This is a genomic window from Streptomyces sp. CHD11, from assembly GCF_018638295.1.
Taxonomy (GTDB): Bacteria; Actinomycetota; Actinomycetes; order Streptomycetales; family Streptomycetaceae; genus Streptomyces.
Genome location: NZ_JABTTS010000026.1, coordinates 1 through 13,239, shown reverse-complemented (window position 1 = coordinate 13,239; position 13,239 = coordinate 1). Strand labels below are relative to the sequence as shown.

The 13,239-nt window shown below is 73.8% G+C and carries 10 protein-coding genes; 1 reads left to right on the top strand and 9 read right to left on the bottom strand.

Going from position 1 to position 13,239, the window contains the following annotated elements; translation table 11 throughout:
• Positions 1-56 precede the first annotated feature (56 nt).
• From HTV45_RS22970 to HTV45_RS22960, 3 genes are all read right to left on the bottom strand, one after another.
• Positions 57-842 carry a TIGR04222 domain-containing membrane protein gene (locus tag HTV45_RS22970; RefSeq protein ID WP_215207744.1) on the bottom strand — a complete coding sequence of 262 codons (786 nt, stop codon included), beginning with the start codon at positions 840-842 and terminating at the stop codon, positions 57-59.
• A 119-nt stretch (positions 843-961) separates the two neighbouring features.
• On the bottom strand, positions 962-2,320 hold the full coding sequence (locus tag HTV45_RS22965) for a DUF692 domain-containing protein (RefSeq protein WP_215207743.1): 1,359 nt from the start codon (positions 2,318-2,320) through the stop codon (positions 962-964).
• 281 nt (positions 2,321-2,601) lie between these two features.
• Positions 2,602-4,677: a neutral/alkaline ceramidase gene (locus HTV45_RS22960; RefSeq protein ID WP_215207742.1), complete on the bottom strand. Its 2,076-nt coding sequence runs from the start codon at positions 4,675-4,677 to the stop codon at positions 2,602-2,604.
• Positions 4,678-4,941: 264 nt separating this feature from the next.
• Between HTV45_RS22960 and HTV45_RS22955 the strand changes: the two genes are divergently transcribed.
• Positions 4,942-6,858: a glycoside hydrolase family 76 protein gene (locus HTV45_RS22955; protein WP_215207741.1), complete on the top strand. Its 1,917-nt coding sequence runs from the start codon at positions 4,942-4,944 to the stop codon at positions 6,856-6,858.
• Between the two features lie 17 nt (positions 6,859-6,875).
• On the opposite strand, the gene HTV45_RS22950 is transcribed toward HTV45_RS22955, so the two are convergent.
• From HTV45_RS22950 to HTV45_RS22925, 6 genes are all read right to left on the bottom strand, one after another.
• Positions 6,876-7,679, bottom strand: coding sequence for an alpha/beta hydrolase (locus tag HTV45_RS22950; protein ID WP_368860897.1), 804 nt, complete (start codon positions 7,677-7,679; stop codon positions 6,876-6,878).
• Between the two features lie 273 nt (positions 7,680-7,952).
• Positions 7,953-8,672, bottom strand: a complete 720-nt coding sequence (locus tag HTV45_RS22945) for a peptidyl-tRNA hydrolase (protein ID WP_215207740.1) — start codon at positions 8,670-8,672, stop codon at positions 7,953-7,955.
• 34 nt (positions 8,673-8,706) lie between these two features.
• Entirely contained in the window at positions 8,707-8,898 is a 192-nt protein-coding gene (locus tag HTV45_RS22940) for a hypothetical protein (RefSeq protein WP_215207739.1), read from the bottom strand.
• An 18-nt stretch (positions 8,899-8,916) separates the two neighbouring features.
• The gene (locus tag HTV45_RS22935) at positions 8,917-9,735 is read right to left on the bottom strand and encodes a polysaccharide deacetylase family protein (RefSeq protein WP_215207918.1); all 819 of its coding nucleotides are present in this window, start codon (positions 9,733-9,735) and stop codon (positions 8,917-8,919) included.
• Positions 9,736-9,848: 113 nt separating this feature from the next.
• Positions 9,849-11,372 carry an FAD-dependent oxidoreductase gene (locus HTV45_RS22930; RefSeq protein WP_215207738.1) on the bottom strand — a complete coding sequence of 508 codons (1,524 nt, stop codon included), beginning with the start codon at positions 11,370-11,372 and terminating at the stop codon, positions 9,849-9,851.
• Positions 11,373-11,719: 347 nt separating this feature from the next.
• Positions 11,720-13,102 carry an alkaline phosphatase PhoX gene (locus HTV45_RS22925; protein ID WP_215207737.1) on the bottom strand — a complete coding sequence of 461 codons (1,383 nt, stop codon included), beginning with the start codon at positions 13,100-13,102 and terminating at the stop codon, positions 11,720-11,722.
• Positions 13,103-13,239 lie beyond the last annotated feature (137 nt).

Below are 13,239 nucleotides of genomic sequence, written 5' to 3'. Positions count from 1 at the left end.
AGGGATGTTTCGTTCGATGGTGGTGCGAGGCAAGCACCCTCCGCCGGGGTGTGTCGTCAGTGCTCCTGACGCGGATCCCGGTGGGCGAGGGCCGCGCGCAGCTCCGGTTCGCCCACCGCGCGGATGCCGAGCACCGCGACGGAGGTGAGGTACGTGCGGTCGTCCCCGGTGTCACCGGCGCCGCGGGGCAGGGCGCCCAGCAGCCGCTGACCCGCGGGGGAGGCCCAGCGCGAGTAGGGATGGACCTCGAACCGCGCGACGGCCAGACAGCTCAGCGTGAAGAACAACGGCAGGGTGAACCACGCGGCGACCAGCTGCCGCGGCAGGTCCGAGGGGGCGGGCATGAGGAGGGCGGTCGCCGCCAGCCCGGTGACCGCCACCGCGGCGAGCCGCACCTGCCGCACCGCGTCCGCGACGCTCCGGCCGGCGCCGTCCGGTACCGCCAGTCCGGCACGGATCAGCCGCTCCGCGATCCCGCCCACCGCGTCGCCGGCCGCGGCGGCGGTCCGCACCGGCGCGATCGGCGACTGCCCCTGAGGCCCTATGGCCCCTATGACCGACCGTTCCATGTCGTCCCGGCCGTCGGGATCGACCACCGTCGCCCAGCCGGTGTGCGCCAGCAGCAGCCGTCGCTGACGGGCCATCGCGACGAGCGTGACGTCGGCGACCCGCCCGGGGCCACCGGACAGGAACGCCGCCTCGTACAGCGTCAGACCGCGTCCCGCTCCCGCCTCACCGCCGGGCGGCGCGGCATCGGCCCCGCGTAGGGCGGCCAGGCACAGCCGCAGACTCGCCGCGCCGGCGACGGCCCAGGCCAGGAGCAGGAGAGGGACCCAGAACATGGCCCCTTTGTAAGCGACGCGGTCACAGGAACACCATGCCCTGTTCACGATCCGGACGTGCTGTTGTCCGTACGTGACATTCCGCTTGGGGTTCGTCCGGCCGCCGTGGCCGGGGCGGGTCAGCGGCGCAGCAGCACCCGCCGCGTGGCCCGCGCCAGCCGTACCGCCGTCCTGCCCGACCGGGGACGCGGCCCCGACCGCTCCAGCCACCACTGCCGCAGCTCGCGGTGTACCCGCGTGTCCTCCGGCCGCCGGGCGATCAGCAGTTCCTCGACGAACTCCAACGCGTCCTGCCGGTAGCCGTCGCTCATCGGCTGCGTCTGCGCGTACGCGAGGAAGGCGGGCCGGTAGCCCTCCCCGAGGATCACCGGCAACTCCGGGGCGACCTTCGCGACCACATCGGCGCGCTTGGCGGCGAGCGCCCGCGCCTGCACACCCATCCGCACCCGGTCGAACCCTTCCGGCACGGGGGTCCCGGCGACCAGCGCGGACAGCACGGCGGTCTGCGCGAGCGCGAGCCGCTGTCGTGTGGCAGCGGCAGCGGCAGCGGCAGCGGCAGTGGCAGTGGCAGCGGCAGCGGCAGCGAAGCCCGGCCGTGACGAGGGCCCGGCCCCCGTCACCGCGGCCGCCGGGCTCGTCCCCCGCCGCTCCGCCCCCTTCTCGACCGCACCCCGGATCGCGGCCAACTCCCGCCGCATCTCCTCCGCTTCCGGGAAGTTCTCGTCCCGCTCCAGCAGTACACCGGGCGGGGCCACCCGGGACGCGAGATCGGTGAGGACGTCCAGCACGGGCTCCGGAACGGGATGGGCGTGACTGTCGTGCCACACACCGTCCCGCTCGAACCCGCCCGCGACATGGACGTACGCGATGGCCTCCAGCGGCAGTCCGGCGAGCGCCTTGGCCGGGTCCTCGCCCCGGTTGACGTGGTTGGTGTGCAGATTGGCGACGTCGATGAGGAGCCGTACGCCGGTGCGGTCGGCCAGCTCGTACAGGAACTGCCCCTCGGTCATCTCCTCGCCCGGCCAGGAGATCAGCGCGGCGATGTTCTCGACGGCGAGCGGCACGGGCAGCGCGTCCTGGGCGATCCGGACGTTCTCGCAGAGCACGTCCAGGGCGTCGCGAGTACGCGGCACGGGCAGCAGGTGCCCGGCTTCGATCCGGGGGGAGGCGGTCAGCGCCCCGCCGGCCCGCACGAACGCGATGTGCTCGGTGACCAGGGGCGACCCCAGCGCGGTGACCCGCTCGGCGAGCGCGGTCAGCCTCCCCTCGTCGGGCGGCTCGGCCCCGCCCAGCCCGAGCGAGACCCCGTGCGGCACGACGGTCACCCCGCGCTCCCGCAACCGCAGCAGCGAATCGGGCAGGTGCCCCGGACAGACGTTCTCGGCGACGACCTCCACCCAGTCGATCCCCGGCATGCCCTCCACCGCGTCCGCGATCTCCGGCCGCCACCCGATCCCGTTCCCCAGCCTCACACTCATCCCCGCCCCCTCCGTCACCCGGCACTCCCGCCCGGCCCCCCGAACGCCCCCTCGGGACGTGCCAGGGATATGACCCCGCCGCCCGCCCCCGAACCACTCACCGGGCGCCTTCAGAGCAACATTTGAGGTTAGGGACGCACGGACCGGAGGAAGTCGCCGAGGACACGGAAGTCGTCCTGCCGGAGCCCGACCCGCGGGTGAGATGGACGTCAAGCCGCAGGAGCCGCAGGGCTGATTCCGTGGCGCCGGGCACGCGGAGTCGCGGCGCCTCCCCGCCCGGATCAGCGCACCGTGAACGCGGGGGACGTTCCCGTGAACGGGGTGATGGTGCCGGTGAGGCTGCGCGCGTCGCCGTGGTAGACGACGCGGTAGGGGCCGGGGGCCGTGCCCTGGGGGACGTCCCAGGTTATGGTGACTTTGGAGGCGGCGATTCCGTCGCGTATCCAGTGGAAGCGGGTCGGCCAGTCGCCGTCGTCGGCGACGGTGCGCCACGTGCCGCCGGCTTCCTGGCGCTGGATCTCCAGGTAGGTCTGCCCGCGGTGCAGGTCGTTGCCCGGGTGGGCGCCCGCGAAGACGGTCTCGACCCGCTCCCCGGCCCGGTAGTTCTCCCGCGGCGGCACCAGTACGTCGCCGAACCTCCGGAACAGCTGCGGCGCGTCGAGCACCACCCCCGGCTGCAGCGAGAGCGCCTTCCCGGACAGGTCCGGCGGCTTCGGGCCGGGCGGGAGCTCCGTTCCGTCGCGCAGTGAGGCGGCCAGCGCGGCCGCGGTCTGCTGGAGCGCCGGAAGCTGCCAGCGGCCGAAGAGGGTGCTGCCGCCCTCGTACTGCTGCGCGTCGTACTCCTCGGGGGTGGTCAGATAGTGGAAGTACGCGTTCGCGTATCCGGCGACGAGTACGTCGTCGACGTCCGCGCCCACGATCCCGGCGACGGTGCGCCGCAGCCGCAGACCCGCGCAGACGGTGACCTCGCCCGGGATGCCGATCAGATAGAGGCCGCCGATGCGGACCAGCATCACCGGCACCCGCTCCTGCACCCAGGGGTAGACGCGGTTCATCTCCCCGATGGGCACGAAGACGTCCTTGGGCGCCTGGGCCTGCCTCAGCTCCGGTGAGACCGTGTAGATCACGGAGTCGGAGATCGCGTCCCAGAAGGGGTTCTCCCCTTCCTCGAAGCCGGGGAAGGCCGGGCCGTCCTCCATGCTGCCCGCCGCCATGGAGGCGCCGACGCACGGGGTGGACGTGCGGTGGGTCCGTCCGTCGCCGGTGAACTCGGGGCCGACGGTGACATCGGAGAGGTCGACGTACACCAGCCGGGAGTCGACCGGACCGGACAGCCGCACGCCCGGCTCTCCCAACTGGGAGGCGGCGGCCTCGTACTGGCGGAGCCCGCTGGCGCGGGTGTGCGCGAAGTCCTCCGGTGTCGTGGGCGGCTGGAGGTCCAGGTTCGGCGACATGTCGCCGCTGTTGGTCTGGGCGAACGCGGAGACGAAGGCGGGGGTGCCGTCGGCGAGGTAGTCGACGCCGCTGACCTCGCGCTCCCAGTGGTGCGCGGCGTAGCCCTTGTTGTCCGCGCTGATGAGCCGGTTGTCCCCGGACATGCCGGTGCTGTGCACGGGGAACCAGTTGACGGCCCCGACCGCCCGGCCGGCCCGTTCCACCCGGAGCAGGGTGGTGTGCGTGTCGACGGCGTCCGGGAAGTGGTCCCGGTCGGCCTTCGGGTTGCGGTCGAAGGCCGACCGGGACCGGTTGACGCTGGCCCCGGTCAGCGTGCCGTGGCTGAGCACGAGGTCGGACGGCGCGAGGTCGTCGTGGGCGTTGCGGGCCGCCTCGAACAGGCCGTCCGCCACCGCCTCGAAGGTCTTGCGGTGGAACCCGAACGTGGTCGTGTTGTACAGCAGATGGTGCGAGTAGCCGCCGGGGCCGGCATGGGTGTGGGTGGCCGTGATGAGCACGTTCTGCTCGGTGTAGAGACCGCCGTACGCCCCGGCGAGCCGGCGCAGCACCGCCTGGTGCACACTGCCGAAGATCATCGGTGAGTCGGCGACGATCAGCATGACCCGCCGCCTGCTCGACCCGTCCGCCACGACGAACGCCCGCGCCCGCAACCGGGTGTGCAGCCCGGCCGCCTGCTGGTCGAACCGTCCGTAACCCATCATCCCGACCTCGGCGACCTCACCGGTGGCGTCGGCGATTCCCCGGCCGACGAGGAATCCGGCATCGCGGGCGGCGGGGGCGGAAGCCGCGGCGGCGGGTGAGGGGGCCGCCATCTGCGCACCCGCCAGCCCCAGGCCGGTGAGGGCTCCCGCCCGCAGGACGGTGCGACGGCTGCTGCTCATGGGACGACGTTCCGCGGACATCCGCAGCTCCTCCGGCTCGATCGGCCCCCCGGGCGGCACGGAACCTGAACAAGATTCAACTTCCGTTTCCCTATTGGTACACCGGCCGCCGGGGGCCCGGCAAGAGGTGTGCACGACAACCGGAGCGGCACCCGGAGCGGCACCTGGACACCCGGCTGCTCACGGCATCAACTTGGCGCATCGGCGCGCTCGTTGACGCTCCCTGTCCCCGGTATTACGTTGCCGGAGAGCGCTCTCACCCCCCACGCAGGGAGCAGGCTGCCGATGAACCCCGCACGGAGATCCAGCCGGCTCCGGCCTGCCGCCCCACTCACCCTCAGCCTCACCTTCGTCCTCGCGCTGTGCGCCGCGCTGCTGCCGGGGAGCGCGTCCGCCGCGGGCGGCACGGCGGCGGACCCGGCCCGCGCGGCGGCGCCGGTGTGCGCGCTGGCCTGCGACACCCTCGACCCCTCGAGAGCGGCGCGGGACACCTTCCCCGTGCCCGACCGGAACATCAACGGGCGGATCCTGCGCCTGCACGTCTCCGAGCCCGACAGCATGGCCTGGGCCTCCATCGACGAGGGCGTGCGCGGGGACTCCGTCTGGCTCGACCGCTCCTGGGACCGGGGCGCCACCTGGGAACCCCTGCTGGGCAAGGCGTCGATCCCCGGCACCTGGACCGGCACGCGGACGCTGATGTACAACATCACCGACCCGGCGGCGCACCGGCGCGGCTGGATCCGCGCCTGCGGCGACGCGGCCGGAGTCGCCTGCACCGGCTGGGTCCACCCGGCGGTCTGCGACGGTACGTCCTGCGACGGCGCCGACCCCGCCACCGCGGCCGGCGACGACCGCCCGGTGCCGGCGACGGCCCTGCACGGGCGGGCCATCAGCCTGCACATGGACCACGCCGGCGGCATGGCCTGGGGCGTCATCGAGAACGGCGGCGCGGGCGACGAGATCTGGATCGACCGCTCCTGGGACGGCGGGACGACCTGGCCCGAGGGCTCCTCCCTCGGCCGCACGAGCATCCCCTCCGGCGCCGCCGCCACCCGCACCGAGATGTACGCCACCCGGGACCCGCGGGGCCTCCTCCACGGCGGCGCGGTCCGCGCCTGTGGCCGTGCGGCCGCCCACCGGGAGGGCAGCTGTACGGCGTGGGCCCGGCCGGTGCCGTCCCCGGCGCGTGCCGCCGCCGACGCCCTCATGGCGTCGTACCACACCCACGAGGGCTGGTGGCGCAGCAGTTGGTGGAACTCCGCCGTCGCGATCACCGCCGTCATGGACTTCGCCGAGCGCACCGGCCGGCACGACTACGACTGGGCCGTCTCCCGCACCTTCGAGCAGAACCGGGGCGTCTTCCCCGCGGGCGTGCGCAGTTCGGACCCGGTCGAGGGCCACTTCATCAGCCGGGCCGTCGACGACGCGGGATGGTGGGCCATGGCCTGGGTGACCGCCTACGACCGGACCGGCCTGCGGCGCTACCTGGACGAGGCGGTCGTCATCGCGAACTACCTGCAGCGGCACTGGGATCCGGGCACCTGCGGCGGGGGCATGTGGTGGGACCGGGAGCACACCTACAAGAACGCCGTCACCAGCGGCCAGTACCTGTGGCTGGCGACCGCGCTGCACCAGCGCCTGGCCGGTGACACGGTGTGGGGCGAACGCGCGGCCACGGCGGCGGACTGGTACCTGGGCAGCGGACTGATCAACGCGTCCGGTCTGGTCAACGACGGACTCACCCGGGGCTGCGCCAACAACGGCCAGACCGTGTGGAGTTACAACCAGGGGCTGGCCATCGGCGCCTTCACCCAGCTGTGGCGCTCCACCGGTGGGACCCGCTACCTGGACACCGCGAGACGGCTGGCCGACGCGGCGATGTCCTCACCGCGGCTCACCCGGGACGGCATCCTGACCGAGTCCTGCGACACCGGTACGGCCTCCTGCGACGACAACCAGAAGCAGTTCAAGGGCATCTTCATACGCCACTTCGCCGACCTCGCCGACGCCACCGGGTCGGCCGCCTACCGCGCCTACCTCACCCGGCAGGCCGAATCCGTCTGGACCACCGACCGCGATCCTCTCAACCGGCTCGGCCAGCGCTGGGCCGGCACCGGCCCCAACCAGACGGACTGGCGCACCCAGGCCAGTGCCCTCGCGGCGCTCACCGCGCGGCCGGGCCCGGACGCCCGGTCCGGCTGACCACCGCCGAGGCGGTGTCACCCCTTCCCCTCCAGCGGCTCGTGCTCGCACACGCTCCCGGCAGCCGGAACCCTGCCCGCGAGGAGATAGGCGTCGACCGTCTCCCGGACGCGGCGGTTGCCGGAGTCGTACGCGCCGTGGCCCTCGCCCCGGCAGGTGAGTTCGACGCCGACGCCCTTGCCGAGCCGCTCGGCCATCCGCGCGGCACCCTCGTACGGCGTGGCGGGGTCACCGGTGTTGCCGACCAGCAGGACGGGCGGCGCGCCGGGGGCCCGGACGTCGGGGTGCTCGGCCTTGCCGGCCACCGGCCAGTCGGTGCACATCGGCGTCCCCCACACCATGGTGTCGCCGAAGAGCGGTGAGGCCTCCTCGAACGCGGGTGCCATCTCCGGGACGTCGTCCACGGTGTAGCGGTCGGCGCGGTCGGCGCAGGTGATGGCGGTCCGGGCGTCCTGCTGGTCGCTGTGGACCGCGGCGTGGCGGTCGCCCAGGGCGTCGGCGAGGTTCAGCATGGTCCGGCCCTCGTCCCCGGCGAGCAGTTCCAGGCCCACCTCCAGAGCGGGCCAGGCCGTCTCCAGGTAGAGGGCCCGAATGACGGCGTCGAGGAGGAGGGAGCCGGTGAGCACCCTGTCCCCGTCGAGGGCCAGCGGTTCGTCGTCCAGCGCCGCCTCCAGCTCCATGACGACCTCCCGCACCTCCTCGGCGCTCTCACCCAGCGAACAGCCGTTGTCGACACACCACTCGGCGAAGTGGTCGAAGGCGAGCTGGAACCCCGCCGTCTGGGCCAGCGCCTCCTCCATCTGGTTGCGCGCGGGGTCCACGACCCCGTCCAGGACGGCACGGCCGACGTGCCGGGGGAACAGGTGGGCGTAGACGCCGCCGAGTTCGGTGCCGTAGGAGATCCCGAAGTAGTGCAGCTCGTCGTCATCACCGGGGCGCTGGGCCGCCTGCGCCGGGGCGGTGGGTTTGCGCCCGGCGGCGTCGGACCGGTGACCGTCACCGTCGCCGTCCTGCTCGCGCGGACCGCGGACGCCGCCGCGGACCGACCCGGCTTCGGGCTCGGTGCGGCAGGGAACCGTGCCCGTGCACCGGCGTCACGACCGCAGCGCCGGATGGTCCGCCACCACCGTGCACGAGCCCGGGGCGATCTCGGTGAAGCCCGCGTCGCGGACCGCGGGGAGGGCGCCGGCGGTCAGGGTGGGCCAGCGGGACGGGGCGGCGGGGCGGACGGCGAGGGGGAAACCCGTGGCGTGCCAGGCTTCGCGGGCCTCGGGGGAGAGTGCCAGCCAGGCCAGCTGGGCGCCGTGGCCCGCCTGGGCCATCGCCTTGCCGGCCGACATGGCGAGATCGGGGTTGAGCCAGAGGGCGGGTACGCCGGGGTCCGCAGGGGGGACCGGGCCGGGGTCGTCGAGGTCGGTGCCGGAGACCTGGAGGCGGGCCAGGTCCTTGGGCCAGTCGTCCAGGGGGACCGGCGGGAAGACCCGGACCTCGGCGGACCTGCCGGTGACGGTGATGCCGGGGAGCGCTTCCGCGCGGCGCCACTCCGCGCCGCGGGCGCGGCGCACCACCTTGCGGATACGGCCGTCCTGCCAGTCGCGCAGCGCCTGCGCCCACTCGCCCTCACCCACCGACCGCTCGTCGGTCAGCATCGTCAGCACGGCGCGGGCCGCCGTCTCCAGGGCGTCCGTACGGGCCGGGGGTGCCGCCCGTTCGAGGCGGACCACCAGGGGCAGTACGAACTGGGGTGCGTGGTCGCGGGTGGCCGGGGCGAGGCGGAAGGGGCTGGCGGCGGCAGAAGTCGGCTCAGTGCTCACGGGGACCAGTGTGCCAAGCCGTGCGGCTCCCGCGTCAGCCCGAGCAGGAGGTCCGTTCGGCCTCCCGCCATTCGCAGACCGGGCAGAGGGTGATGCCCTTGTACGACTCCGGGTGCTCCGTCGGCTCCTGGCACAGCACGCACGCCGCGTACGGAGGGCCGTCGGCCCCGGGGGGCCGTGACACGTCGATCAGGCAGTAGTCGTGGTCGGTATCGGTGTCGCTCATGTGTCCAGGGTAGGACGGTCAGTCCCGTCCGCCGGCGGCGATCAGCTCGGAGACCTTCACGAAGCGGTAGCCCTGGCGGCGCAGCTCCGGGACGATCCGCCGCACGGCCCGTTCCGTGGTGGGGGCCGCGCTGCGGGTGCAGTGCAGGACGACCACCGAGCCCGGCCGTACGCCGTCCAGGACCTGCCGCGCCACCGCGTCCGCGTCGGTGGCGAAGGCGTCGCCGCCGACCACGTCCCACTGCACGGCCGTGACCCCCGCCGGGACCAGGGCCTTGAGCGCCTGACGGTCGTAGCAGCCGCCGGGGAAACGGAAGTACGGCATGGGGTCGCGCACTCCCACCTTCCGGAACGCCGCGTACGCCCGTTCCACGTCCGCCCGCATCCGGTCCCCGGAGACGGCCGGCAGACCGTAGCAGTCCCCGGTGAAGGCGTAGTGGCTGTAGGAGTGGTTGGCGACCTCGAAGAGCGGGTCCCGGCCGATGGAGCGGGCCTGGTCCGGGTACTCCTCGGCCCAGCGGCCGGTCATGAACACGGTGGAGGGCACCTTCAGCGCGCGCAGGGTGGCGATGAGCCGCGGGTGGTCGAAGTGCTCGCCGGCCGCGGCCCTCGGGCCCTGGTCGGCGGTCATGTCGGCGTCGAAGGTGAGGGCGACCGTCCTGCCGCCGGTCCGCGGGCCGTGGTCGAACACCGGGGTCAGGCCGGCGGGGCCCGGGGCGAGGGTCGGTGGTGACGGGACCGCGGGGGACGCCGAGGGCGCGGAGCGGGGCGCCTCGCGGGAGGGCGGGGAGGGGGCGCAGGCGGTGAGCGCGGCGGCCAGCAGGCAGGCGGCGGCCATCCGGTGGGTATATGTGATCACCGCATGACGGTATGAGGCGATTTATGGGGTTCCATGTCACCGGTCGGCGGGCGGGGGCGAGTGTCACCCGGTCGGCCGGGCCCGCCCGCGTCTCAGATGTCCCGCCGCTCCAGCGGCCGGGTCGCCGGGCCCTGGATCACCTTGCCGTCGGTGTCGAAGCGGGAGCCGTGGCAGGGGCACTCCCAGGCGCGTTCCGCGGCGTTGAAGTCGACCAGGCACCCCATGTGGGTACAGCGGGCCGAGACGGCGTGCAGGGCGCCGTCGTCGTCGCGGTACACCGCGGCCCGGCCGCGGCCGGCCCGCACCACCGCGCCCTCACCCGGCGGCAGCGCCTCCACCGGAGGCGACGGACGCAGCCGGTCGCCGACGAAGTGCCCCGCGACCTGCGCCTGGTGCTTGAGGAACGACGGCGCCTCGCGCACGGCGGAGGCCAGGCGCCGCGGGTCGTACAGACCGCTCCACTCGCACTCCTCGCCGGTGATCTGCGCGGTGAGCAGCAGGCCCGCCATCATGCCCCCGCTCATGCCCCAGCCGCCGAAGCCGGTCGCGACATAGAGGTGCCGGGCGCCCGGGTGCATCGGGCCGACCAGCGGCACGGTGTCGGTGGAGTCGTTGTCCTGGGTGGCCCAGAAGTGGGTGAGCTCCACCTCGGGGAAGTGCTTGCGGGCCCAGGCGGCCAGGAGGTCGAAGCGGGCCCGGGTGTCACCCGTCCCCGGGGTGAAGTGCTCGCCGGTGATCACGAGCAGGCGCCGGGTGCCGTCCTCGCCGTAGGGGGCGGTGCGGACCGAGCGGGTGTTCTCCTCGGTGGTGATGTACATGCCGTCCGGGTCCTGGCCCGCCGGGAGCGGTCCGGCGACGACCAGCTCGCGGCGCGGGGAGAGACGGGTGAACAGCAGCGCACGGTCGAAGACGGGGTAGTGGGTGGCGACCACGACGTCACGGGCGGTCACGGTGGCGCCGGTCGACGTGGACAGCCGGCACGGTGTGCCCTCCTCCAGGCCGAGCACCGTCGTGTCCTCGTGGAGGTGTCCGCCGCGCGCGGCGATGTCACGGGCGAGGGCGAGCAGGTACTTGCGCGGATGGAACTGGACCTGGTCCGCCACCTCGACCGCACCCGCCACGGGGAACGGCAGGCCGGTCTCCGTCACGAACGAGGCCGGCAGTCCCGCCTCCCGCGCGGCCCGCGCCTCCGCGCGCAGCTCCGCGACCCCGCCCGCGTCACGGACGAAGGTGCAGGCGCTCCGGCGTTCCCACTCGCAGTCGATGCCCAGCTCCGCCACGACGTCCGCCGTGTGCTCGATCGCCTCGGACTGCGAACGGGCGTACAGCCGCGCGCCCTCGGCGCCGCGGGTGCGGCGCAGTGTGTCGTAGACCAGGGTGTGCAGGGCGGTGACCTTGGCCGTGGTGTGTCCGGTGACTCCGGCGGCGATCCGTCCGGCGTCCAGCACCGCGACGCTCCGCCCGGCCCGGGTCAGCTCCCACGCCGTGCACAGTCCGGCGATACCGGCCCCGATCACCGCGACGTCGACCTCGAGATCGCCGGCCAGCGCCGGATACGCCCCGCCCGGTGCGGTCTCGAGCCAGTACGAGTCGCCCACCTGCTGCTTCTCCGTCATGCCGGGCCGAGTACCCCGCTGTCTCCCGTTCAGTGACCGGGGTCTTCCCTTGCGCGGCGGACGGCACGGGGCGCCGCCGGTCCCGCGACCCCGGACCGTGACGGGAACACCACGCAGGGAACGGACGCATGACCGTCACCGGCGTGGACGAGGACGTCGACCACCGGACCCTGACCCTGGCCCCGACGCTCGTCGCCGGCTTCACCGCCCCGGTGGAGCGGGTGTGGCGGCCGTCGGCCAGATGGACGAGCCGCCGGCGGGCTGAGACGGCCGGGACGGCGGGCGGAAGGCGGCACGCCGCCTTCCGCCCGCCGTCCCGTGCGACTCCGGCTACCGGCTGCTACCGGCTACCCGCGCCAGGGACCCGTCACCGCGAACGTCGTGCCGGGGTCGTAGACGTTGACGTACATGGTCCGTGCGTCGGGGGAGAAGGCGACCCCGGCGAACTCGCCCCAGTCCGGGTCCTCGTCGGTCCCCCGGTTCTGGCGGTTGCGGGCCATCTCGTAGACCTCGCCGCGCCGGGTGACGCCGTAGACGTGCTGGGCGCCGCCACCGTCCTCGCAGACCATCAGGCCGCCGCTGGGCGCGAGGCAGATGTTGTCCGGCGACTCACCGGGCAGCTGGATGTCGGTGTCCGGGCCGAAGACGATCACCAGGGTGAGCCGGCACCGGTCCGGGTCGTAGCGCCAGATCTGGCCGTAGTGGTCACCGGCCGAACCGTCGGAGCTGCGGGCGAAGGACGAGACGAAGTAGACCGAGCGGCCGCCCCAGTAGCAGCCTTCCAGCTTCTGCGCGTGGGTGATCCCCGCGGGGCCGAAGTCCTGGAAGCGGATGGCCGTCCCGGTGGCCAGCGGGTCCGGTACGTCGACCCACTCGACCCGGTCGAAGTGGGCACCCGTCTCCCGGATCGAGGACAGGTCGGGCACGTCCGGCACCCGCATCGCCTGGAGCCGGCCCCCCGCGTGCAGCGAACCGGTGCCGCCGAGCGGCTTCTGGGGCAGGAAACGGTAGAAGAGACCGAAGGGCCGGTCGAAGGCGTCCTCCGTCTCGTAGACCACGCCCCGCCTCGGGTCCACGGCGACCGCCTCGTGCTGGAAGCGGCCCATCGCGGTCAGCGGTACGGCACCCGTGCGGCGCGGATCGGCGCCGTCGACCTCGAAGATGTAGCCGTGGTCCTTGGCGTAGCCGTTGGTACCGGCCCTGTCCTCGGTCTCCTCGCAGGTCAGCCAGGTGTTCCACGGGGTCGGACCGCCCGCGCAGTTGACGGCCGTACCGGCGATCGCGACCCGCTCCGAGAGCACCCGGCCGCGCTGGTCCAGGGTCAGCGCCGTACAACCGCCCTTGGCCTCCGGGTCGTAGGTCAGACCGTCGATCACCGGGACGGGGATCCTGGCGGTGACGCGGTTCTCGTGGTTGCGGACCAGGTGGACACGGCCGCGGCGGCCGGCGAGCGCCGCCATGCCGTCGTGGTTGGAGGGGACCGGGCCCTCGCCGGAGCGGAGCGGGTCGCCCTCGCGGGAGAGGACCGTGTAGCGGAAGCCCTTCGGCAGGTCGAGCAGCCCGTCGGGGTCGGGGACGAGGGGGCCGTAGTCGCGGTGTCCGAGGTTCTGGGCGGCCGCGCTGCCGGTGAAGAGTTCGGAGAGTGCGCCGGTGAAGGCGATGCCGATGCCTGCGGCGCCGGTGCGGGCGAGGAGCTGACGGCGCGAGGCGGGGGAGCCGGTTTCGGACATGGGTGGGGGAAACCTTCCTGCTGGCGGACAGGAACTGTGACCCCGCTGTGTCTATCACCTGGCGTGGGTGACGGGAACCACGCGTACCTCGTGTCACGGGGCGGGGACGGGGGCCGGGGGGGGGGGGGGGGGGGTGG